Below are 22,235 nucleotides of genomic sequence, written 5' to 3'. Positions count from 1 at the left end.
TTGCGGCGCGCGGGCGCCTTGCCAACAGATGCACAGATGGACCAGAGTAGCGGCTCTGTTTAGAGCGTGCCCACGCGAAGGATTTATGCATTGAACGCAAAGATCGAGGCCGGTGCTGGAATGGACCGGGCGCGCGAGATGGCGCTGTTTGCCGCCGTGCACGATCATGGCAGCTTTTCGGGTGCGGGCAGGGCGCTTGGGCTCAGCCCATCGGCGGTCAGCCGGGCGGTCGACCGGATCGAGGCGCGGCTGGGCGTGCGGCTGGTGCTGCGCTCCACCCGCGCCCTGACGATGACCGCCGAAGGCCTGGCCTATCTGCGCGCGGCGCGTCGCATTCTCGCGGATCTGGACGAGGCCGAGCAGCAGATCGCCGATCGCGGCACGCCGCGCGGTCGCTTGCGGGTGAGTGCGGCGCTGTCGCACGGGCGCCTGTGCGTCGTGCCGGTGCTGGGCGGCTTCGTGCGCCGCTATCCCGATGTGCTGGTGGACATTGCGCTGACCGACACGCTGGTTGACGTCGCCGCCGGAGAGGCCGACGTGGCCATTCGCTTTGGCCCGCTGGCCGACAGCACGCTGACCGCGCGCAAGCTGGGGGCAAATGGCCGCGTGATCGTCGCTTCCCCCGATTACCTCGCCCGGCAAGGCACGCCGCAGGTGCCCGAAGACCTGCTGGCCCACAACTGCCTCAATTTCAACTTCCGCCGGGCAGAACCGACCTGGCCATTCCGCCGGATCATGGCGGATGGCATGGCGCACGATTTCGCGCTGGAAGTGCACGGCACGATCGTGGCCAACAATGGCGAGACGCTGGGCGATCTGGCGCAGGCCGGCATCGGCATTGCCCGCGTCGGCACGTTCAGCGTGGCGCAGGCCCTGGCCGAAGGGCGGCTGGTGCCGATCCTGGAAGACTTCAATCCCGGCGACGAGGAGCAGATCCACGCGATTTTCGTGGGCGGCGGGGCCACGCCGGCGCGGGTGCGGGTGTTTGTCGATTACCTGGTGGAAAGCCTGCGCTCTCCGCGATGAAAGCAGACGCGCGAAATCCCGGCGTGCAGGCGCACGCCGGGATCGTTAGCCAGGTGGTTAAGGCCGGTTCGCTTAGCGGTTGGCCGAAGCAGAGCCGGTGAGCGACCCGCTGGCGCTACCACTGGCCGAGCCGCCCACTTGCGAAGCGGCCGAGGTCGCCTGGTTCGCGGCGTTGCGCGCCGTGCTCGAAGCGGTGCTGGCCGCGCCCTTTGCCTTGCTGGCACCGGTGGCAGCGGCATTGCCGGCGGTGGTGCGGGCCTGCGCCACACGCTGGGTCGCCGTGTCACGCGCAGCAGTGGCGGTGTCGGTGGCGCGGCTGGCGGTCGTGCTCGCGGCACTTTGGGCGCGCGTGGTTGCGGTGCGGGCCGCGCTGCTCACCTGGTCGGTGCCGATCGCCTGCGCGTCGGCGCTGCCGCCCAGCGTGCCACTGGCACTGCCGGTCAGTGACCCGGCAACCGAGCCGGCGGGGGCGGTCAGGTTTTGGCTTTCCGAACCGTTGGCGCTGCCGCTGGCGGTGCGATCGGCATGAACCTGGCCATTATGGCGGTTCACCTTGGCATGGCCACTGGTGCTGCCCGTGGCATTGCCGCTGCCGGTGGTGGTGGAGCGGACGCTGTCGAGCGTGGACGCGCCGTCCAGCGTATTGCCCAGCATGCCGCCGCCAATGGTGCCGCCCATCACGCCGCCGACGGTTCCGCCCAGGCCACCGCCAAGGCCGCCCCCGCCACCCAGCAACTGGGCATGGGCCGGCATGGCCACGAGCGTGCAAGCGATAAGCGAAGTGGCAAAAATCTTGCGCATGGTGAGATCCTTTCCTGACTGCGAGATCGCCGGTGCTCCGTACGATCCCTTTGTCCTGAAAACGGACCCCCGATTGGATTTAATCCATCGCCTGCAAATTTTTTCGCATTACCGACAAATCGTGCACAACAGGCCCCGGCCGTATTGGGCGTCCGGGCCACGTGGGCCCAGGTCGATCGCTTCGCGATCCAGCGCCTGGGGCAAAGCCGCACGGGCATCGCGCGCCGCAGCCACGCGTGCGGCCACCAGTGGCGCTGCAAACGACGTTCCGCGCACCGGCACCCATCGGCCACGCGCGTCGGGCGCGCGCATGCCTGCGCCGGGTGCGGCGTAGTCCAGGTGCAGCGCGCGGCCTGCCTCGATCAGCGGGCGATTGCGCGCGTCAACGGCGGTCACGGCCAAAACGCCGGGATAGCTTGCCGGATAGGCGGGTGGCGCGGCGGGGCCGTCGTTGCCCACTGCCGCCACGATCACCGCCCCCTGGCGCAGCGCGGCGGCAACGGCCCGGCCGAGCACGGGATTGGCCGGTCCCACCAGGCTGATCGTCACTACGCGCACCTGCCGACCGATCAGCCAATCGATGGCCCGGGCAATGGCCAGCGCATTGCCGCCTGCCGGGCCACGGCCATAGACGTCGGCAGCCGCCACATGGCGCACCCCCGCGCGAGCCAGCAGCCCGGCGACCGCGCTGCCGTGATCGGAGGGCGCCGGTGCGCCGGGGGCAAAGCCCTCCAGTGCATCCACCGGTTGGGCGGGGGCGCCGTCGATCATGCCCACCGTGGTCTGCAAGGGCGGCAACGCCGGCGCCCCACCGCCGGCGCGTGTTGGCGCAGCCGATGCGGCAGGAAAATGCAGCACATCGCTGGCGATGCTGGCGCCGGGCAGTGCCTTGCTCAACATCGCCTGTGCGCGCGCCAACGGCATTCCGGTGGGCACGGCCAGCCGCGTCACATCCAGGTCCAGCGCGCCCAGCCGTTCCTGCCCCAGCACCGCAAAGCCCAGGCCACGCGCCGTTTCCAGCATCGCGGGATCGGGCGCCATGACCAGCAACTCGCCCTTGCGCGCCGGGTTGCCGTCCAGATCGCGTTCCACGGTCGTGGGGTTTTGCCGCAGCAGGCGGGCAACCCGATCGACCCTGGCCTGGGCCAGCGTGGTAACAGTCTGGGCAACGGAAGCGCCGACATCGTCGAGCGTACCGTCCAGCGCGCCGGGCACGCGCTCCAGCCCCCGGCGCGCGCTATCGGCCAGCGGATCGAGCGTGTTGCCGATGCCGGGCAGTGCCACTTGGGCCGGCGCAGAGGTTGCCAGCGGCGCCGACAGGGCGAGGGCGCAGAACAGGGCAGGGACGATCGGGCGCAAGAGAGTTTCCCAACTGGGCGGAAGTGCCTATGGATGAAACGAGCGACATCGTTCGTTCTATCCATGGAAAAAGGCAAGAACGCTGGCCGACCGCTTTGAAACCGACATGCTGGCCCTGTTGCCCCGGCTGCGCCGGTTTGCCACAGGCCTGGCGCGCGATGCGGCGCGGGCCGATGATCTTTGCCAGATGACCGTGGAACGCGCGCTGCGCAGCCGCCAGCAATGGCAGCCGGGCAGCCGCATGGACAGTTGGATGTATCGGATCATGCGCAATCTGTGGATTGACGAGGCCCGCGCCGAAACGCGCCGAGGGCAGACCTTCGTAGACGAGGATGCCGGCCTGGCCGTGGGCGCGGACGGCGGCCAGGAAGCGCGCGCCGTGCTTTCCGACATTGACCGCGCCATGGCTCGCCTGCCCGATGAACAGCGCGAGGCGGTGTTGCTGGTGATGGTCGAAGGCTGGTCGTACAAGGAAGCGGCCGAGATCGTCGGCTGCCCGGTCGGCACGCTCAATTCGCGATTGGTGCGCGGGCGCGACGCCTTGCTGGCGATGCTGGACGACGGGCAATGAGCGTCTCACCCGAAACGCTGGCGGCCTATGCCGACGATCAGTTGCAGGGCGCCGAACGGGCAGACGTGGAACGCGCCATCTTGGCCGATCCCGATCTGGCCCGCCAGGTGGAGCGGCACCGCGCGCTCAAGGACCGGCTGGCCGCACATTATGCCCCGGTGATGGCAGCGCCGCTGCCCGATGCCTTGCTCACCGCCTTGGCGCAAAGCCCGGCACCCGTGGCAGACCTTGCCGCCGCGCGCGCCCGGCGCAAGCGGTGGCTGGGCTGGGGTGCCGGCCTGGCGCTTGCTGCCTCGCTAACCCTGGCGGTGGTCTTGCCGCGCGGCGGTGGGGATGGTGCGTTACCCGGCTATGCCGATGGCGCGCTGGCCAGCGCCCTGGACACCCAGCTGTCAGGCCAGGCCCCGGCCGGCGCGCCGGTTCGGGTGGTGATCAGCTTTGCCGATGCCAGCGGCGCCTTGTGTCGTGGCTATGCCGGTGGGCAGGGCAGCGGGATTGCCTGCCACGATACGCGCGGATGGAAAGTGACGCGGGAGGTAGGCGGTGCTCCAAGCGGTGCGGACGCGGGCGATGCCGCCTATCGCCAGGCGGGCAGTGCCGACGCGGCGCTGATGACCCTGGCCCAGGACATGGCACAGGGCCCGGCGCTCGATGCGCAAGCCGAGCAGGTGGCACGGGCCAAAGGGTGGCAGCAGCGCTGACGCGGTCCCGGCGGGTTGCCGCCCCGGCAAAGCGCGTTATGGGGGCCGCGATGCAACAAGGACCAAGCGCCATGCCCCGCCAGATCGAACCGGCCACCACGTTCAAGGATAACCTCGCCCTGCTGCCGCCGATCACCGGAGTGGAGCGGGTCGACCTGATCGACGCCGCCGGCGCGGTGGTGGACAGCATCCCCAACCTGCCCGGCAAGCAAGGCTCGCTCGCCATCTATCACTATCTTGGGCAATTGTTCGGCGGCTTGGATCAGGCGGCCGCGGCCCATGGCCTGGCGCTGTTTGCCGAAAACACCAGCGATGCCCGGCAACATCCCGGCGCGCATCCCAATGTCGATCGTCTGCTGGCGATTGCCGCCGGTGGCGCGCCGCTTGGCATCGTCGCCATTCCCGTCGCCTGACTGCGGCACGGGATTTCCATGCAAAAACCCGCCCCGCGCACATGGCGCGAGGCGGGCATTTTGCCAGGATGGCTGCGATCAGAACGTCTTGCGCAGCGTCACCCCGCCATAGCGCACGTCGTCGCGCGGCACATAGCGGACGATGCCGGCCACCCCGCCATTGACCAGATAGCTGGCATAGTGGGTGTTGGTGATGTTCTTGACATAGGCGCGCACCTGCCAGCCATCGTCGCTGCCCAGCAGGGCCACGCTGCCGTTCCAGATCGCATAGGCCGGCTGGATCGTGCCGGGCGTCTGCGTGAGCTGGTACTGCGTTTCGCTCTTGAAAGCGATGTCGCTCTGCAGTTCCAGGTCCACCGCCTGCGTCAGGGCAAAGCGATAGGCCGCATTGGCGAACAGCTTGACCTTGGGCGCGAAGGGCAGCGGCTTGCCATTGATATCGCAGCTGGCGGGCAGGCCGGCCGGGCAGTTGAAGTTCACCACCTTGGCATCGTCATAGGCGGCCGAAAGATCGACGGTGAAGCCCTTGGTCGGGACCAGCGTCACGTCGGCCTCGATGCCTTGCGAGCGCACTTTGCCGGCATTGATCAGGCGCGTCACCGACGTACCGTTGACCAGGTCGGCCACGTTCGCCTGATAGTTCTTGAACGTGGTGGTATAGGCGGCGATCGCATAGCGGACCGAACGGTCGGTCGTGCTGCCCTTGATGCCCACTTCGAACGAGTCTGAGGTTTCGGGCGCGAGCGCGATTTCGTCGGTCGCCTGCATGTTGAAGAAGGCGTTGTAGGCCGGGCCCTTGTACCCGCGCGACCAGGTGCCATAGACTTGCGCATGGGGGCTCACGTCCCACTGCAGGCCCAGGCGCCAGGAATCGCCGCGCGTGGAGGTGGAGCCGTTGCTGTTGTGATAGGCGCGGATGCCCGACACGGCCAGCGCGCTGTTGCCGGTGTTGTTCGGATCGTTGGTCGATGTGCGAACGTGGTAGTACGAGAGCTTGTCCCACGTGGAGCGATAGCCGGCAATCGCGCGGAAGCTGCTGGTGAAGTTGAGGTTGGCTTCGCCGAACAGCGCGTAGTTGTTGGCGCGGATGCCATAGTTGGCCACGCCCGTTGCCACGCCCGAGGTGCGCGTCAGGTCACGCTGATAGCGCTCGTCGGTTTCCGCGCGCAGAACATAAGCGCCAACGACATAGTCGATCAGCTTGCCCTTGGGCGACGTGAGGCGCAGTTCCTGCGAGTACTGGTTGGTGTTGACGTCGCCATGGTCCTCGCTCTGGGCCTGCACGGCGGGGCTGGCCTGCGTGGCATCGAGGTCCTGGTGCTGGTGGTTCTTCCATCCACGCCAGGCCGTGATCGAGGTCAGCTTGTAATCGCCCAGCGAAAGATCCGCGGTAAGCGAAGCGCCGAAATTCTCGTCGCGCACGTCGGTGTTGAAGCTGGTTGCGGCGGTGCGGTTGGCCGGGCCGGCGGTGATGCCATAGCCATTGAGGATGCCGACCAGCGTGGGCGAAGGCGTGACCGCATTGGTGGGATAGGCGATCTGGCTGGTGCTGGCATAGACGCCGTTTGACGTGGTGTCGTAGCTGTGCAGCCAGTCCCCGGCGAGCGTCAGCGTCAAGGCGTCGCTTGGGCGCGCCTCGATCTTGCCGCGCAGGCCATAGCGCTCATAGCCGTTGACCTTGTCCTTGGTGACGGCGTTCCACACGTTGCCCTTGTAGTTGGCATAGAGCCCGTCGATGCGCGCCGAGACCGTGTCGGTCAGCCCGCCGGTCACGCCCGCCTTGACGCGGTATTCCGCGTCGGTGGTGGCACCGCCTTCGACATAGGCGTGGAACTGCTGGCTGGGCGCGGCGGTGACGATGTTGATCACGCCGGCCGAGGCGTTCTTGCCGAACAGCGTGCCCTGGGGCCCGCGCAGCACTTCGATCCGCTCCACTTCGCCCACGTCCAGCGTGGCCTGGCCTGGGCGGTTGAGCACCACGCCATCAAGCACGGTGGAAACCGAGGATTCGACGCCCGGCGAGGTGGTGATTGTGCCCACGCCGCGAATGAACACGGTGCGGTCCTTGTTCGAGGCGCCGCTACGGAAATCCACGGTCGGCACGCTGGCCGAAAGATCCTGCAGGTTGTGGATGCCGCGATCGTTCAGCGATTGCCCGCTGACCGCGCTGATCGCGATCGGAACCTGTTGCAGGCTTTCATTGCGGAAACGTGCGGTGACCACGATCTCGCCAGGCGCAGGGGCGTTGGCTTCTGCCGGTGCTGGCGCCGGGGCGGCATCCTGGGCAAAGGCGGTGGCGGAAGGCACGACCAGTGCGCCGGCCAGCAAAAGGGCGCGGCGGTGCGACACGGAAAACTGGGGCATTGATTTCTCCCTTGAACGCCGCCGCGCTATATTCAACTGAATAGGTAGAGAAGAAACTTTTTCTTTAGTGCCCCAACGCAATGCCCGCTTCGCCGTTCTCCACCGGCACGATGCGCGGCATGGTCAGGCTGATCCAGCCCAGCGCGAGCAGGTAAGAGACGGCGGCAAAGGCGAAAAGCGGGCCATATCCCAGCCCCGCAGCCAGGGTGAGGCCGGCGATCTTGGTGATCGCGGTGCCGCCCAGATTGCCGCAAAATGCGGAAAAGCCGGTTACGCGGCCGACGCGTGCCCGCGGTGTCACATCGGCGATCAGGCCAAACAGGCTGGTGGAAAAGCCCTGGTGCCCGGCCAGCGCCAGGGCCAGGACGGCTGCCGCGCCCCAGGCGCCCGGCATCAGCAAGGCGAGCGGCACGGGCACAACCACCAGCGCGGAAACCAGCATCATCTGCTTGCGCACTTTGTCGATCGGCTTGCCCGCGCCGATCCAGCGGCTGGAAACCGTGCCCGCCAATACCGAACCCAATGCCGCCCCGGCATAGGCGAGCGCCAGCGGCGGACCCAGTTCGGTGCCGGCCAGCCCGAACGCGCGGTGGAAATAGTCGGGCATCCAGAACAGCATCAGGAACCATGTGGCGTCGGACAACACCTTGGCCCCAGCAATCGTCCAGGTGCGCGCCTCGCGCCACACAGGCACGGGATCAGCATCGCCAGCCACGATGCGCGGCGCATCGTCGAAATCGACCCCACGCGTTGCCAGCCACCAGGCCAGCGCCCAGACCAGGCCCAGGGCGCCCGCCACCACGAAGGCTGCGCGCCAGCCCCACAGCGCGGCGACCAGCGGGATTGCCAGCGGCGCCAGGATCGCGCCGATGGAGTTTACCGCGTTGGACAGGCCGATGCCGGTGGAGCGCTGCTCGGGCGGAAAGATCGCGGCCATGGTCTTGATCCCGGCCGGCGTGCCCATCGCCTCGGTCATGCCCAGGCCGATGCGGCAGGCCATGAACCCGGCAAAGCTGCGCGCCCAGCCGTGGGCCATCGCCGCAAGCGACCACGCCGCCACGCCAAAGGCATTGGCCCGCCGCACGCCCAGCCGATCGACCAGCCAGCCGGCCGCCAGAAAACCAAACGCGGCGCCGGCCTGAAACAGCGCGGCCAGCGTGCCGTAATCGTCGTCGGTCCAATGCAGGTCGGCCGCGATCGTGGGCTTCAACACCGCGATGATCTGGCGATCGACCAGATTGAGAATGCCGGCCGTCAGCGCCAGGAGGAACAGCAGCTGGCGGCGGCGAGGGCTGAGCAGGGCAGTCATTGGCGGGCGGCACTCCTTTGCCAAGCCTGTTAGGGGCTGTGGAAAGGGAGTGCCAGAAAGTTCAACTTTTGAAGTAGAGATTAAAACGGCGCATGGTCGATATGCGGAAGCACATGGCGGGCGAACAGGTCCGCCTCGCGCGCATGGGGATAGCCCGAGAGCACGAAAGCCTCGATTCCCGCCGCGCGATAGGCATTGAGCTTGGCCAGGACCTGATCGGGATCGCCCACGATCGCCGCGCCGCAGCCCGACCGTGCCCGGCCGATGCCGGTCCACAGGTTGTCTTCGACATAGCCGTCGCTGGCCGATGCCTCGCGCAGGGCGGCCTGGGCCTGCACGCCCACCGATTGCGAATCCAGCGACTTGGCGCGGATCGCGGCGCCCTGTGCGGCATCGAGCTTGCTCAGCAGGCGGTCGGCGGCGGCGCGCGCTTCGGCTTCGGTCTCGCGCACCACCACGTGCACGCGATAGCCGCAGCGGATCGTGCGGCCATGCCGCGCGGCGCGGGCCTTCATGTCGGCCACGATGTCTTTCACCGCGTCCATCCGGTCGGGCCACATCAGATAGACGTCGCAGCCCTTGGCGGCGGTTTCGCGCGCCGGTTCGGACAGGCCACCGAAATAGAGCGCCGGCACGCGCGGCGCCTGTTGCAGCATGCGCGGCGCGTCGAGCTTCAGGTTCCAGAACCGCCCCTGGTGATCGAGCGGCTGCCCGGCCAGCAGCGTGCGCAGGATGGCTATGGCTTCGTCGGTGCGTTCATAGCGGGCGGCGCCGTCCAGCGTTTCGCCCGGCAGGTCGCTGGAAATGATGTTCACCGTCAAACGGCCGCCCAGGATCTGGTCGATCGTGGCGATCTGCCGTGCCAGTTGCGCCGGCCACAATTCGCCCACGCGCACCGCCATCAGCAGCTTGATGCGGCGCACATGCGTGGCGATCGCGGCGGCAAAGGCAGTGGTGTCGATGCCCAGGGCATAGCCGGAGGGCAGCAGGACGTTGTCGAACCCGCCTTCCTCTGCACCCATCACGATGTTGCGGCAATGCTCCCAGCTGGATTGCAGCATGGGGTCGCTCTGGCCCAGGTATTCGTAATCGTCATCGCAAAGCGCTGAAAACCAGCTGATTTCGCACGGATTTTGTGTCACGGCATCGGTTCCCCACGTGAGGCTGCCAGCACCGCGTACCATTCCCCGCGCGTCCAGTTCACCTTGAACGCATCGCGCAGGGCCGCAATGCGGCGCGGTTGCTGCGATCCGACGATGGGCACGATTCGGGCCGGATGCGCCATGATCCAGCTCAAGGCAGCCGCGCTGGCATCGGTGCCATGGGCAGCGCCTTGTTCTGCCAGCAGCTTGCCCACCGGGTGCGCCGCATCGGTCAGGCGCCCACCGCCCAGCGGCGACCAGGCCAGCACGGCCATTTCGCGTGCCATCGCCTGGTCCAGCGTGCCGTCATAAAGCGGGGCAAAGCGCGCCGCCGAATATTCCGGCTGGGTGGAAACCAGCGGGAAGGGCAGGAACGCCTGGAGTGCATCGACTTCGGCCGGGCTGTAGTTGGAAACGCCCACGTGGCGCACTTTGCCCGCTTCGACCATTTCCACCAGCGCTTCGGCCACTTCGCGCGGATGCGTGAGGAAATCACGGCGATGGATCTGGTAGAGATCGACATAGGGCAGGCCAAGCCGCGCCAGCGAGGCGTCGATCGCGCTGCGCAGGTAGTCGCGTGTCGAATCATAGGGCTTGCCCAGCCAGATGCCGCCCTTGGTGGCGATCACCATGCGCGCGCGCCACTGCGAGTTGGCGGCCAGCGCCTTGCCGAACAGGGCCTCTGCCCCGCCAAACCCGGCGGGCGCATCGCAGCCATAGATGTCGGCCGTGTCGAACAGCGTGACGCCGGCTTCCAGCGCGGCTTCCATGCGCTCGGCAATCAGGCCCAGATCATCCTGGCCATCGGGGCTGGCCAGCCGCCACATGCCCCAGGCGATCGGAAAAACAGCAAGTCCGCTCTTGCCGAGCGCGACGGGTTCGGTCTTTAGGCTGAGGTTCGTCATGGATGGCGCCATGGCACAAGGAGCTTTCGGATGGTAGAGAAACTGCGTTACGGCCTGGTCGGCACCGGCATGATGGGGGTGGAGCATATCCACAATATCAAGCTGTTGCCCGACGCCGAAATCGTGGCCATCGCCGACCCGGAAGCAACCTCGATCGACTGGGCACGCCAGGCGCTCGGCGAGAAGGCCGATGGCGTGGCCGTTCACGCCGATGCGGCCAGCCTGATTGCGGCAGGCGGGCTCGATGCGGTCGTCGTTGCCTCGCCCAATTTCACCCACCGCGCCGTGCTGGAGCCGCTTTTGGCCAGCAACGCGGCGATTCTGTGCGAAAAGCCGCTGTGCACCACCATGGCCGATGCGCGCTGGGTGGTGGAGCAGGCCGCTGCCCGCAGCGCGCCGTTCTGGACCGGCATGGAATACCGCTTCATGCCGCCCGCTGCCGCCTTCATCGACGCGATCCACGGCGGGCAGGTGGGCGCGCTGCGCATGCTCTCGATCCGCGAGCATCGCTTTCCGTTCCTCGTCAAAGTGCGCGACTGGAACCGCTTTTCGGCTAAGACCGGCGGCACGATGGTGGAAAAATGCTGCCACTTCTTCGACCTGATGCGCCTCATCACGCAGAGCGAACCGGTGCGTGTCTATTGCTCGGGCGCGATGGACGTGAACCACGTGGACGAGCGCTATGACGGCGCCCGCCCCGACATCATCGACAACAGCTTCACCACGGTCGACTTCGCCAATGGCACGCGCGCCATCCTGGACCTGTGCATGTTTGCCGAAGGGGCCGAGCACCAGGAGGAAATGAGCGCCACGGGCGACAAGGGTCGTCTCGACGTACTGATCCCGCCGGGGGACCTGGTGTGGTCGCCGCGCGTGCCGTGGCCGGGGCCCAAGGCGGTGGAACGCCGTCACGTGGCCGTGGACGAAACGGCGTTGGCTGCTGGATCCCACCACGGGTCGACGTTCTACCAGCATCAGGCCTTTGCCCGCGCCGTGCGCGGCGAGGGCAAGGTTCTTGTCACCGCGCACGATGGGTTGATGGCCGTTGCCATCGGCACCGCTGCTGAAATCAGCGCCCGCGAACACCGTGCGGTCGACATGGCCGAAGTGCTGGGCTGACGGCTGCGGTTCAGGGCTGCGGAGCGCGGAAGGTGGGGGCGATCGCCTCGTCGTTTCCGGTGATGCGCCGGGCGAGCGCTTCCGCGCCCTTTTCGATGCCCTTCTCGGCCGCTTTCATCGGGCCGAAACTGGCACCGATGTTCATGGCCGCGGGGTATTGCCGGGTCACTTCGGCGCGCAGCAGCTGGCCCGACCGGGCATCGCGAATTTCCACGGCATAGACCACCGCGCCAGAAACCATGCCTGGCTTGCCGCGCAGCCCTTGCACCGCGTTGTAAGACCCTCCGGCAAGATCGAAGTGCGAGAGCGTGCCGATCACCGGCGGCGTGGCACTGGCGCCGGTCAGCGTCAGGTGGATGCGCAGGGTATCGGGGGCAGGTTGCGTCACGATCGTGAAATCGCGAGCCAGCCGGGTGGTGAAGCGTTGCTGCATCACCCGCGCGAGATAGGCTTGTCCCTGCGAAGGAATCTTGCCGAACTGCGCATCAGGTCCGTCGTAGATCTCGACAGGGTCGATGATCACGCGGTGATACTGGCGCCAGTTGACCGGAACGGCAAAAACATAGGGTGTGCGTCCGTTGGCGTCGTCAGGCGTGGGGCGCAAATAGGGCGTGGATCCCAGGTGTGAATAGGCAATCGGGCGTGGGCCGCTGCAACCGGCCAGCGAGAGTGCCGCAAGCACGGCGGCCATCGCCGCCAGCCACGGGGAAATGGGGCGTTCGTTCATGGTGGGTTTCCTTGATTGTGCGCCGGGGTCAGCCGGTCGTCGGCCCGAACCCTGATAATCCGCGCATGTATTGCATGTGCATTTCCAGCGTCTGGCGCGTGGCGGTGGCCGTGACCGTGGCTTCCGCAACGGCAGGGCGGCGGCGACCCAGCCTGCTGTTGCCGATCAGCGCCAGGCCATCGCTCCAGATGTCGAACTTGAACTTGCCGTCGCGGTCGTGAATTACCACCAGGGCAAAGCGACCGGGGCCGGGCGCATCGATGCAAACCACGCTGGGCCCGCGCGGATTGGGCAGCGTGATGGTGCGGCGAAAGACCTTGCCTTCGCGCCGCAAGTCATCCTCGCCCTTTAGGAAATCATCGGGCGCGGCGGGGTATAGCTGGGCAACGAGCCGGCCAGAGCGATCCTTGAGACTATCCACCTTGACGAGAAAGCCCGGCCCGTTTTGCATGGCACAGCTTTCGGGGTGCTGCGCATCGATCTGGGCGGGCGCTGATGCGGCCCAGGTGATGGATGCCAGGCCAAGGGCAAGCCCGGTAGCAGCCAGGGCCGCAAGTGCCCGCGTGGCGCCTGAAGACATGGTGGAAATCCTGGATGGCTGGGGCCTGGCCAAGAAGTCGGGCCGGCGCGGCGTTGTGATGATGGGCCAGGCGGTGGGTATGAGGCGCCTGGCCGAGGGGCGCCGGCCCGACAGTGCGCCGGCCGGCGGTGTGGCGCATCCTCGCTTGGCCCGAGAGGGAGCCGCGCAGGGGCGACCGGGATCGCGCGCCACGCCGCCGGCCGGCAGGCCTTACCGGGCCAGGGTGCACCTTGCGGGCAATCCTGGCGTGCGACCCGGAAGGATCTGGAAAACGGCGATCGGGGTGGTGTGATCCATCTGCGCGAAACCTTTCGATGCAACGCCGGCCGCAATGGCCGGGGCGACATCCGGGATATGGCGCAGGGCGATCCATGGTCATTGCAGGTTTGATCGAGAAATGATCGAGATGCGCGCGGGCCGTGAAAAGGTGCCGCGCTGCCTTGGCTTTGCTGCCTTGCGATGATGGCTATCGTGTCAACGCGGGCCGGGCGGGCAGGCGCCAGGCGCAAAACTGCCCATCCAGGAAATCAGGCTGGCGAAGAGCGCCTGGGCAGTGCACGCAACACGGACAGGGCAGGGCGGGAGGCGACTGGCGACCCCCGCCGATGCGCAATCAGTTGGCGGCGCGCCGCATGTGCTTGCCGCCATAGCGCTGGCCCAGATAGGCCGAGAGGCGCCGAAGATAGCCCACCGCCTCGGTGGCGCTGCCGTTGTTGCAGGGAAGGGGGTTGCGGCTCGTGCCCGTGGCACGGCGTTCCACCTTTTCACAAAGCAGTTCGATGTCGCTGCGCGTCAGCAGGTTCTTTTCCCGCATCAGGCACAGCAGCGATTCCAGGATGATGAGGCTTTCATCGCCTGCATCGGTTACGCCTTCACGAATCCCTTCGCTCATCGCCAGACCTCTTCCACATATATGTTATGTGGCACATCCTATTTTAGTCTGGCGGTTTGGCAAGCGAATCAATCGAGCCCACCGCCCAGGGTGCGATACAGCGTGACCAAGTTGTTGGCGCGATTGAGCCGGGTGGTCACCAACTGCTGCTGTGCGGAGTAGGCGGTGCGCTGCGAATCGAGTGCGGTGAGGAAGGATTCCACGCCGGCCCGATAGCGCGCGTCAGACAGCATCGCGGCCTGGCTGGCGGCCTGGACCCGCGCCGTCTGGGCGGCCACCTGTTCATCGATCGTGCCACGCTGTGCCAGGGCATCGGCCACTTCGCGAAACGCGGTCTGGATCGTCTTCTGGTATGTGGCCACGGCCGCATCGCGCGAAGCCTTGGCATAATCCAGGTTCGCCTTGTTCTGCCCGAAGTTGAACAAGGGCACGCTGGCCGACGGCGACACGGTGTAGGTGCCGGTCCCGGCCGAGAACAGGTTGCTCAGCGTGGAGCTGATCGTGCCGATTGTGGCAGTCAACGAGATGGTCGGGAAAAAGGCCGCGCGGGCCGCCCCGATGTTGGCGTTCTGCGCGATCAGCTGGTGTTCGGCCTGCAACACGTCTGGCCGGCGCAGCAGCACATCGGACGGCAGGTTGCCGGGCAGCGCGTCGATCGTTGCCGGCGCGGCATCCAGGCTCTGGGGTTGCAGCGTTTCGGGCACCGGCGCGCCGGTCAGGAGCTGCAACGCATTGAGGTCTTGCGCCACCTGGGTCTGCAACACGGCAATGTCGTTGCGCGCCGATTGATAGCTGGTGTCGGCCTGCTGCATTTCCAGGGCAGAGGTTACGCCGATGCGGAACTGCGCCTTGGTCAGCTCAAGGCTTTGTTCGTAGGCCTTGAGCGTCTTTTGCGACGTGGCCAGCTGGTCGCGGTCGGCCGCCAGGGTGAGCCAGGCCGAGGCGATTTCACCGATGAGGGTGACGCGGGTGGCGCGGCGGCCCTCCTCGCTTGCCAGGTACTGCTCCTGCGCTGCCTTGCTCAGGTTGCGCAGCCGGCCGAACAGGTCGATCTCGTACGAAGAGAGGCCGACGTTTCCGGTGAAGTACTGGATATCGGCCACGCCCGAGGTCGATGATCCGCCCGCGCTCGCCGCGAACGAGGCGGTGTTGGTATACGTGCCCGATCCGCTGGCGGTGATCGCCGGGAACAGGTCGGCGCGCTGCACCCGGTACTGCGCCCGTGCCTGGAGCACGTTGGCCGCCGCCAGGGCCAGGTCCTGGTTATGCACCAGGCCCAGTTCGATCACCTGGCGCAGGCGGTCGTCGCGAAAGAATTCGCGCCAGCCGATGCGCGCCAGGTCCTGTGCCTGCGCGGTATCGGCGGCGGGATAGACGCCCTGCCCTTGGGGCAGGGCAGGCGGCACCGCGGGCGCCGGCCGGGCATAGCGCGGCGCCATGTTGCACCCTGACAGCAGCAGCGCTGGCAGCACGGCGGCAAGGGCGATGGGGGATTTGATCACGACTGTCAGACTCCCTGGGGCGCGGACGCGCCCTCGTCGTCTTGGATAAGGGGGCGGTTCGCCTGCTTGCGCGCGACGAAGAGATTGTAGACCACCACGAAGAACATCGGCACGAGGAAGATCGCCAGCACCGTTGCCGAAAGCATGCCGCCCACCACCGCACGGCCGATGGCGTTCTGCCCGCCCGCACCGGCGCCGGTGGCCACCGCAAGCGGCAGCACGCCGAACACGAAGGCAAGGCTGGTCATCAGGATCGGCCGCAGCCGCAGCCGTGCCGCGCTGACCGCCGCCTCGAACGGGCCGAGCCCATCGCGCATGCGCTCTTCGGCAAATTCCACGATAAGGATCGCGTTCTTGGCCGAGACGCCGATCGTCGTGATCAGGCCCACCTGAAGGTAGATGTCGTTGTTGAGGCCCGTCAGCGTGGCAGCCAGCAGTGCACCGATCACGCCCAAGGGCACGACCATGATCACCGACAGCGGCACCGACCAGCTTTCATACAGCGCGGCAAGGCACAGGAAGACGATCAGCAGCGACAGGCCATAGAGCGCCGGAGCCTGACCGCCCGAAAGGCGCTCTTCATACGAAAGGCCCGTCCATTCCAGCGCGGTGCCTGGCGGCAGCTTGGCGTGGATCGCTTCCATTGCCTTCATGGCATCGCCAGTGGACACGCCCGGTGCCGGGGCGCCCAGGATTTCCATGGAAGGCAAGCCGTTATAACGGGTCAACTGCACCGGTCCCGTTTCCCACGAGAGCGTGGCAAAGGCGCTGAACGGGGTCATGCTGCCGTTGCTCGATCGCACGAACAGCTTGTCCATGTCCTCTGGCGCCATGCGATAGGGAGCATCGGCCTGGACATAGACCCGCTTCACACGGCCGCGGTCGACGAAATCGTTGACGTAGCTGCCGCCCCAGGCCGTGGCGATGGTGCTGTTGATGGTGGCAAGGTCAACGCCGAGCGCGCCGGCCTTGTCCTGGTCGACCGTCACCTTGAGCTGTGGCGCATCGTCGAGCGAGTTCGGCCGCACGCCCACCAGACTCTTGTCCTGCATGGCCATGCCCAGCATCATGTTGCGGATCTTGAGCAAGCCGGCATGGCCCAGACCTGCCTGGTCCACCAGTTGCAGGTCGAAGCCGGTGGCATTGCCCAGTTCCTGCACGGCCGGCGGCGTGATCGCAAAGATCAACCCGTCGCGGTAGGCGGCAAAACTGGCCATCGCGCGCCCGGCGATCGACTGGGCGTTGTTGGCGCTGCCTGAGCGTTCGCTCCACGGTTTGAGCGGGATGAACGCCAGGCCGCTGTTCTGGCCCGAGCCGGCAAAGCTGAAGCCGTTGACGGTGAAGACGCCGACAACATTGCCGCTTTCCTTGTTGATGAAGTGTTCGCGGATCGCGGACAGGCCCTTTTCGGTGCGTGCGGCGGTGGAACCAGCCGGCCCTTGCACCAGCGCGATCACCGCGCCCTGGTCCTCATCGGGGAGGAAGCCGCCTGGCAGCCGAACGAACAGCAGCGCCAGCCCACCCACGATCAGGGCGTAGATCACCATCGAGCGCTTCCAGTTGCGCGCGGTGGAACGCACGCCCTTTTCATAACGCTGCTGGCCGGCATCGAACTTATCATTGAACCAGCGGAAGAAGCGGGCCAGCGGGCCATTGCTTTCCTGGTCCTTGGGCGTGTGCGGCTTGAGGATCGTGGCGCAAAGCGCGGGGGTCAGCACCAGGGCGACCAGCACAGAGAGCACCATGGCGGAAACGATGGTGATCGAGAACTGGCGATAGATCACCCCGGTCGATCCACCGAAGAAGGCCATCGGCAGGAACACCGCCGCCAGGACCATGGCGATACCGATCAGCGCGCCGGAGATTTCGTCGATCGACTTGCGCGCGGCGTCTATGGGACTGAGGTGCTCGGTAACGATCAGGCGCTCGACGTTTTCGACCACCACGATCGCGTCGTCCACCAAGAGGCCGATCGCCAGGACCATCCCGAACAGCGTGAGCGTGTTGATCGAATAGCCGGCGACCGCCATCACCGCAAAGGTGCCAAGCAGCACGATGGGCACGGCGATGGTGGGGATCAGCGTGGCGCGCCAGTTCTGCAGGAACAGGAACATGACGAGGAAGACCAGCACCACGGCTTCGATCAAGGTGTGGACCACCTGCTCGACCGACAACCGCACGAACGGCGTGGAGTCATAGGGATAGATGACCTTGATATCGGGCGGAAACTGACCCGAAAGCTCGGCCACGCGGGCTTTGATGGCGTCGACCGTGTTCAGCGCATTGGCGCCGGGCGCCAGCTTGATCCCAAGGCCGGCGGCGGGCTTGTCGTTCCACTTGGAATCAAAGCCATAGTTTTCCGCGCCGATCGCCACGCGGGCAACGTCTCCCAGTCGCACCACGGCGCCGTCGCTGCCAGTCTTGAGACGGATCTTGGCGAATTCGTCGGGCGTGGAGAGGCGCGATTGCACCGCCACGGTCGCATTGAGCATCTGCGTGCCTGGTGCCGGCAGAGCGCCGATCTGCCCGGCCGAGACCTGGGCATTCTGCGCCTGGAGCGCGGCGGTGACATCGGCGACCGACAGGCCGTACTGGTTCAGCTTGAGCGGATCGAGCCAGACGCGCATGGCATATTGCGACCCGAATATCTGTGTGTCGCCCACGCCCGAAACGCGCGCGAGCGGATCCTGCAGCTTGGAGACGAGGTAATCGGCCAGGTCGGCGCCGGAATGCGCGCCGTTTTCCGAGTAGATGCCGACGAACAGCAGGAAGTTCTGTGTGGCCTTGGCCACCTGCAGGCCTTGCTGTTGCACTTCCTGGGGAAGCAGCGGAGTCGCTGCCTGCAGCTTGTTCTGGACCTGCACCTGGGCGATGTCGGGGTTGGTCCCCTGTTCGAACGTCAGCGTGATCGTCACCGTGCCCGCAGAGGACGACGAGGACGAGAAGTAACGCAGGTGGTCCAGCCCCTTCATCTGCTGTTCGATGATCTGGGTGGTGGTCTTTTCCAGCGTTTCTGCGTCAGCGCCCGGATAGGTGGCGGTGATCGAAACCGCCGGCGGGGCGATCGCGGGGAACTGCGAAATGGGCAGCGAGCGGATGGCGAGGACGCCCGCCAACATGAGCACGATCGCGATGACCCATGCGAAGATGGGCCTGTCGATGAAAAAGCGAGACATGACGGGTTTACTTTCCCTTGGCCGCAGCCGCGGGCTGTGCCGCTGGCGCGTTGGGGTTCCACGGCTGCGGGGTTACCGCCATGCCCGGTTGCAGCATCATCCCGCCTTCGACGATGACCTTGTCGCCGCTGCGCAGGCCGCCCGTGACGATCCATTTGTCGCCTTGCGTGCCACCGGTCTGGATCTGGCGCTGTTCCACCTTGTTCTGTGCGCCCACGACCATGGCCACGGCATTGCCGTGTTCATCGCGGGTCAAAGCCTGCTGGGGTAGGGCGATGGCGTTTTGCACCGTGCCCTGGACCAGCTTTGCCCTTACGAACATGCCCGGCAGCAGCAGGCTGCGCGGATTGGGGAACACCGCACGCAGGACTTGCGAACCGGTGGCCTGGTCGACCGTGACGTCGGTGAACAGCAGGTCGCCTTCCAGCGGATAGGTGCTGCCGTCCTCGAGGATGAGTTGCACCTTGGCCTTGCCGTCCTTGGTCAGCTTGCCGTCCATGATCTGGCGCCGCAGCTTGAGCAGGTCGGCGCTCGATTGGGGAATGTCGACATAGACCGGATCGATACGCTGGATGGTGGTCAGCGCCGTGGTCTGCGAAGCCGAAACCAGCCCGCCCGTGGTGGTGAGCGAACGCCCGATGCGCCCGCTGATCGGTGCCCGGATCGTGGTGCGGCCCAGATCGATCTGCGCAGTGCGCAGCGCAGCCTGCTGCGCGGCAACATCGGCGCGGGCCTGGCCGGCGCTGGCAACCGCGTTTTCATAGTCCTGGCGCGCGATCGCGTTGATCTTGACCAGTTCGCCATAACGGCGGGCAAGCGCCTCGGTCGAGGCAATGGTTGCCTGGGCCTTGGTCAAGGCGGCACGCGCGCTCGAAACCTGGGCCTGATAGGGCGCGGGATCGATGCGATAGAGCGGCTGGCCGGCGCGCACGAATTCGCCTTCGGTGAACAAGCGCGCCTGGATAAGGCCGTTGACCTGGGGGCGCACGTCCGAAGTTTCATAGGCAACCGTGCGGCCGGGGAATTCGGCGCTGATCGACAGCGGCTCCTCCCGAACGGCCACCACCGAAACTGGCGGGGGCGCGTTGCCACCAGCACCGCCAGGTTCACCCGCGCCAGGGGTGTGCGATCCACATGCCGCAAGGGCCAAGGCCAGGGCCGGTGTCACGTGCCGCAAAAATGTCATGCAAAATCCTGCCGATCAGTGTATGAGAGTGAACGATCACTCACAATTCCGCTACTGCGCCGGGGGGGCAGTGGTCAAGAAGTAAAATACGGGTAGAGAGATTAGACATGGTGACTGACTACATGCCAACATGCCTGAGGACGGGCGGCAAGGCGGCTGAAAGGCGCGACAAGATCATAAGTGCGGCTCGCAAGCTGTTTATCGAAAACGGTTTTCACGCAACGGGGGTGGCCCAGATCGCCAAGGAATCGGGCGTCGCCGTGGGCCAGCTCTATCGCGACTTCGCCTCGAAAGAGGCGATCATCGCCGCCATCGTTGCCCAGGACAGCAGCGAATTCCTGATCGGGAGCGACATCGTGCGCAGCGTGGCCGATGGCGACGAGGCGGCCGTGTGGCAGTGGCTGCGCGAATTTCTCGATCCCGATCCCGATTGCACCAACGTGTTGATTGCCGACATCGTGGCCGAAGCCGCGCGCAACCCGAAAGTGGCCGGCATTTTCGACGGGTGCCACCAGCAGGTGCATGGCGCGCTGCTTCAGGCGCTGGAAGTGCTGTTGCCAGGGCCGGCCATGGCCGAGGCGCGGGGCACCATGGCCGACATGATGCTGATGCTATCCCTCGGCCTCTTGCAGCACGACCTTATCCGCGGCGAAACCGAGGCACGGCGGCTGGCCGATGTTGCCTTTGCGTCGATCCGCACGCAAATCCTGGCCTTTCGCAGCCAGATGCCGGGCAAGAATGCGCAGGAAGCGGCGGGGCCTTGCGAGCTGTGCGGCAGTCTTGGGCCGTTTGACTGATGCTGCTGCCGTCCTGAAGGCGCGTTGCCAGGCCAACCGGCCCTGGCTCAATTCCGCGCGGCTTCGGGCCGGCGCAAGGCCACGCTGATACGGCACTCGACCCCCAGCGGGGCGAATGTCAGGTCCACATGATTGCCGGTCGAACGCGGCAATGCGCGCTCGATGAGAGTTGTGCCAAAGCCCTTGGTCTCGCGCTGGCGCACGGCCGGGCCGCCACGTTCCTGCCACAGCAGTTCCACGCGGTTTTCCGGCTCGATCACGGCCCAGTTGATCGACACCGTGCCCGTGTCGTTCGACAGCGCGCCATACTTGATGGCATTGGTCGCCAGTTCGTGGAGAATCAGTGCCAGGCCCTGCGCCGCAGCGGGTTCGATGTCCGCGTTCGGGCCCTGCATGGTGATCCGCCCGAACAGATCGACATGCAATTTCATCACCGCTGCCACGATCAGCGCAATGTCGGACGGGGCCACACGGCCTTCGATCAGCGCTGGCTGAGTCACAGCCAGCACGCTGAGGCGGGCGAGGATATCACGGCGGGCCGCGGGCACGTCTTGCGCCGTGCGCAAGGTGGCTGAAACCACCGCCTGGGCCATCGCAAGCGTGTTTTTGATGCGGTGCACGCTCTCGCGCATGATCGTGGCCATGCGCAGTTCGGTGCGGTGCTGTTCGGTAACGTCCACGCCTTGCACGAAAATGCCATGGATCGCGCCGCTGGAATCGCGCAGCGGCTGATAGGCGAAATCGACGAAGCGCTCTTCCTGGGGCAAGCCCGGCGCCTGCTGCAGCATGATCGACACGCCCCGGCCGATATAGGGCTGCCCGGTGTGATAGACTTTGTCCAACAGGTCGATGAAACCTTGTTCCACCACTTCGGGCAGGGCTTCGCGCACGGTAAGGCCACGCAGGGGCCGGTCACCCACCAGGCGGCGATAGGCGGTGTTGGCAATCTCGAACACGTGATCGGGCCCGCGCAGAATGCCCACGAACCCGGGGGACTGGTCGAACAGGTCGCGCAGGCGCTCGCTTTCGGCTTGAACCTGGTTGGCTCGCATCAGGATGCCGGCTTCCAGGATCGCGCTGCGCCCGGCATCGTCGGGTTGGGTCAGCAAGGCCGTGATATCGGCGGTATGCTGGAGGATATAGCGCAACTGCCCCGGCCCGGCCATGATCGGAACGTGCGTCGCGCTCCAATAGCGCATAGTCGGCACTGTCCCGGGATCTCCCACCGCGTAGGGTATGAACGCGATATGGTCGGTCTTGTGGGTATGGATCACCCGCTCGAGCGAATTGCGCAGCAGGCGGTAGCTTTCGCTGTCGGGTGGGCTCGGAAAGGCTTCGAACATGCCCATGCCCACGAAGGTGTTGCGCGAGCGACCGACCGCGGCGACATAGGCATCGTTGCAGCCGGCAATCGTCAGGTCGGGTCGGATCAGTACGTAGGCATTGGGGGCCACGCCAATCAGCCCGCCCAGACAGCCATCGACAATGGCGATATCGCCATAGTCCAGGTTCGTCAGGCGTTTGGCTTCATCCGTGCGGTCCATGCCGTTCCCTCGTGCGTTCGGCACAGCGTTCCGCCTGGGCTCTTCGCCCACTGTGCACACCTTGATGCCAGACTTTACGGGGTTCGGGAATGCACCAAATTGGTATCTGTTGCGTAGATTT

Annotated in this window: 19 protein-coding genes; 6 read left to right on the top strand and 13 right to left on the bottom strand. The window is 66.3% G+C overall.

The window, feature by feature from the left end:
* Positions 1 to 120: 120 nt before the first annotated feature.
* The gene (locus FHT19_RS08410; protein WP_168555558.1) at positions 121 to 1,026 is read left to right on the top strand and encodes a LysR family transcriptional regulator; all 906 of its coding nucleotides are present in this window, start codon (positions 121 to 123) and stop codon (positions 1,024 to 1,026) included.
* 72 nt (positions 1,027 to 1,098) lie between these two features.
* Here FHT19_RS08410 and FHT19_RS08405 read toward each other — a convergent pair whose 3' ends face one another.
* Both FHT19_RS08405 and FHT19_RS08400 read right to left on the bottom strand, forming a co-directional pair.
* On the bottom strand, positions 1,099 to 1,827 hold the full coding sequence (locus FHT19_RS08405; RefSeq protein WP_169474569.1) for a hypothetical protein: 729 nt from the start codon (positions 1,825 to 1,827) through the stop codon (positions 1,099 to 1,101).
* Positions 1,828 to 1,935: 108 nt separating this feature from the next.
* A complete protein-coding gene (locus tag FHT19_RS08400) occupies positions 1,936 to 3,186 on the bottom strand; it encodes a S8 family serine peptidase (protein ID WP_248290325.1) in 1,251 nt (416 codons plus the stop codon).
* A 106-nt stretch (positions 3,187 to 3,292) separates the two neighbouring features.
* On the opposite strand from FHT19_RS08400, the gene FHT19_RS08395 reads away from it, so the two are divergent.
* The 3 genes from FHT19_RS08395 to FHT19_RS08385 all read left to right on the top strand — a co-directional run bounded on the left by FHT19_RS08395 (position 3,293) and on the right by FHT19_RS08385 (position 4,871).
* Complete coding sequence (locus tag FHT19_RS08395) at positions 3,293 to 3,757, top strand: RNA polymerase sigma factor (protein ID WP_168555090.1); 465 nt, start codon at positions 3,293 to 3,295, stop codon at positions 3,755 to 3,757.
* A complete protein-coding gene (locus tag FHT19_RS08390) occupies positions 3,754 to 4,458 on the top strand; it encodes an anti-sigma factor (protein ID WP_169474568.1) in 705 nt (234 codons plus the stop codon). Before FHT19_RS08395 ends, FHT19_RS08390 begins: the two co-directional genes overlap by 4 nt.
* A 71-nt stretch (positions 4,459 to 4,529) precedes the next feature.
* Positions 4,530 to 4,871, top strand: a complete 342-nt coding sequence (locus tag FHT19_RS08385; protein ID WP_169474567.1) for a DUF2322 family protein — start codon at positions 4,530 to 4,532, stop codon at positions 4,869 to 4,871.
* A gap of 78 nt (positions 4,872 to 4,949) precedes the next feature.
* Here the strand turns inward: FHT19_RS08385 and FHT19_RS08380 are convergent, their stop codons facing one another.
* The 4 genes from FHT19_RS08380 to FHT19_RS08365 form a co-directional block, all read right to left on the bottom strand.
* A complete protein-coding gene (locus tag FHT19_RS08380) occupies positions 4,950 to 7,235 on the bottom strand; it encodes a TonB-dependent receptor (RefSeq protein WP_169474566.1) in 2,286 nt (761 codons plus the stop codon).
* Between the two features lie 64 nt (positions 7,236 to 7,299).
* Positions 7,300 to 8,544 carry an MFS transporter gene (locus FHT19_RS08375; protein WP_169474565.1) on the bottom strand — a complete coding sequence of 415 codons (1,245 nt, stop codon included), beginning with the start codon at positions 8,542 to 8,544 and terminating at the stop codon, positions 7,300 to 7,302.
* An 80-nt stretch (positions 8,545 to 8,624) separates the two neighbouring features.
* Positions 8,625 to 9,686, bottom strand: a complete 1,062-nt coding sequence (locus tag FHT19_RS08370; protein ID WP_248290324.1) for an LLM class flavin-dependent oxidoreductase — start codon at positions 9,684 to 9,686, stop codon at positions 8,625 to 8,627.
* Positions 9,683 to 10,591: an aldo/keto reductase gene (locus FHT19_RS08365; RefSeq protein ID WP_169474563.1), complete on the bottom strand. Its 909-nt coding sequence runs from the start codon at positions 10,589 to 10,591 to the stop codon at positions 9,683 to 9,685. Before FHT19_RS08365 ends, FHT19_RS08370 begins: the two co-directional genes overlap by 4 nt.
* 30 nt (positions 10,592 to 10,621) lie before the next feature.
* Between FHT19_RS08365 and FHT19_RS08360 the strand changes: the two genes are divergently transcribed.
* Positions 10,622 to 11,710: a Gfo/Idh/MocA family oxidoreductase gene (locus FHT19_RS08360; protein ID WP_211184746.1), complete on the top strand. Its 1,089-nt coding sequence runs from the start codon at positions 10,622 to 10,624 to the stop codon at positions 11,708 to 11,710.
* Between the two features lie 10 nt (positions 11,711 to 11,720).
* On the opposite strand, the gene FHT19_RS08355 is transcribed toward FHT19_RS08360, so the two are convergent.
* The 6 genes from FHT19_RS08355 to FHT19_RS08330 all read right to left on the bottom strand — a co-directional run bounded on the left by FHT19_RS08355 (position 11,721) and on the right by FHT19_RS08330 (position 19,773).
* A complete protein-coding gene (locus tag FHT19_RS08355) occupies positions 11,721 to 12,437 on the bottom strand; it encodes a DUF3313 domain-containing protein (protein ID WP_211184747.1) in 717 nt (238 codons plus the stop codon).
* Positions 12,438 to 12,465: 28 nt separating this feature from the next.
* Positions 12,466 to 13,017, bottom strand: a complete 552-nt coding sequence (locus tag FHT19_RS08350; protein WP_169474562.1) for a DUF2141 domain-containing protein — start codon at positions 13,015 to 13,017, stop codon at positions 12,466 to 12,468.
* A gap of 613 nt (positions 13,018 to 13,630) precedes the next feature.
* Positions 13,631 to 13,909 carry a hypothetical protein gene (locus FHT19_RS08345; protein WP_168555081.1) on the bottom strand — a complete coding sequence of 93 codons (279 nt, stop codon included), beginning with the start codon at positions 13,907 to 13,909 and terminating at the stop codon, positions 13,631 to 13,633.
* Between the two features lie 68 nt (positions 13,910 to 13,977).
* Positions 13,978 to 15,411: an efflux transporter outer membrane subunit gene (locus tag FHT19_RS08340; protein ID WP_169474561.1), complete on the bottom strand. Its 1,434-nt coding sequence runs from the start codon at positions 15,409 to 15,411 to the stop codon at positions 13,978 to 13,980.
* Positions 15,412 to 15,416: 5 nt separating this feature from the next.
* Positions 15,417 to 18,587: an efflux RND transporter permease subunit gene (locus tag FHT19_RS08335; RefSeq protein ID WP_169474560.1), complete on the bottom strand. Its 3,171-nt coding sequence runs from the start codon at positions 18,585 to 18,587 to the stop codon at positions 15,417 to 15,419.
* A 7-nt stretch (positions 18,588 to 18,594) separates the two neighbouring features.
* Positions 18,595 to 19,773 carry an efflux RND transporter periplasmic adaptor subunit gene (locus FHT19_RS08330; RefSeq protein WP_168555078.1) on the bottom strand — a complete coding sequence of 393 codons (1,179 nt, stop codon included), beginning with the start codon at positions 19,771 to 19,773 and terminating at the stop codon, positions 18,595 to 18,597.
* A 107-nt stretch (positions 19,774 to 19,880) separates the two neighbouring features.
* Between FHT19_RS08330 and FHT19_RS08325 the strand changes: the two genes are divergently transcribed.
* Positions 19,881 to 20,570, top strand: a complete 690-nt coding sequence (locus FHT19_RS08325; protein ID WP_248291630.1) for a TetR/AcrR family transcriptional regulator — start codon at positions 19,881 to 19,883, stop codon at positions 20,568 to 20,570.
* A 47-nt stretch (positions 20,571 to 20,617) separates the two neighbouring features.
* On the opposite strand, the gene FHT19_RS08320 is transcribed toward FHT19_RS08325, so the two are convergent.
* Positions 20,618 to 22,114, bottom strand: coding sequence for a PAS domain-containing protein (locus tag FHT19_RS08320; RefSeq protein ID WP_169474559.1), 1,497 nt, complete (start codon positions 22,112 to 22,114; stop codon positions 20,618 to 20,620).
* Between the last annotated feature and the right edge of the window lie 121 nt (positions 22,115 to 22,235).

The sequence above is a fragment of the Novosphingobium sp. SG919 genome (assembly GCF_012932495.1).
GTDB lineage: Bacteria > Pseudomonadota > Alphaproteobacteria > Sphingomonadales > Sphingomonadaceae > Novosphingobium > Novosphingobium rhizosphaerae.
The sequence above is the reverse complement of the archived record's forward strand: the minus strand, read 5'-3'. Positions and strand labels throughout refer to the sequence as shown.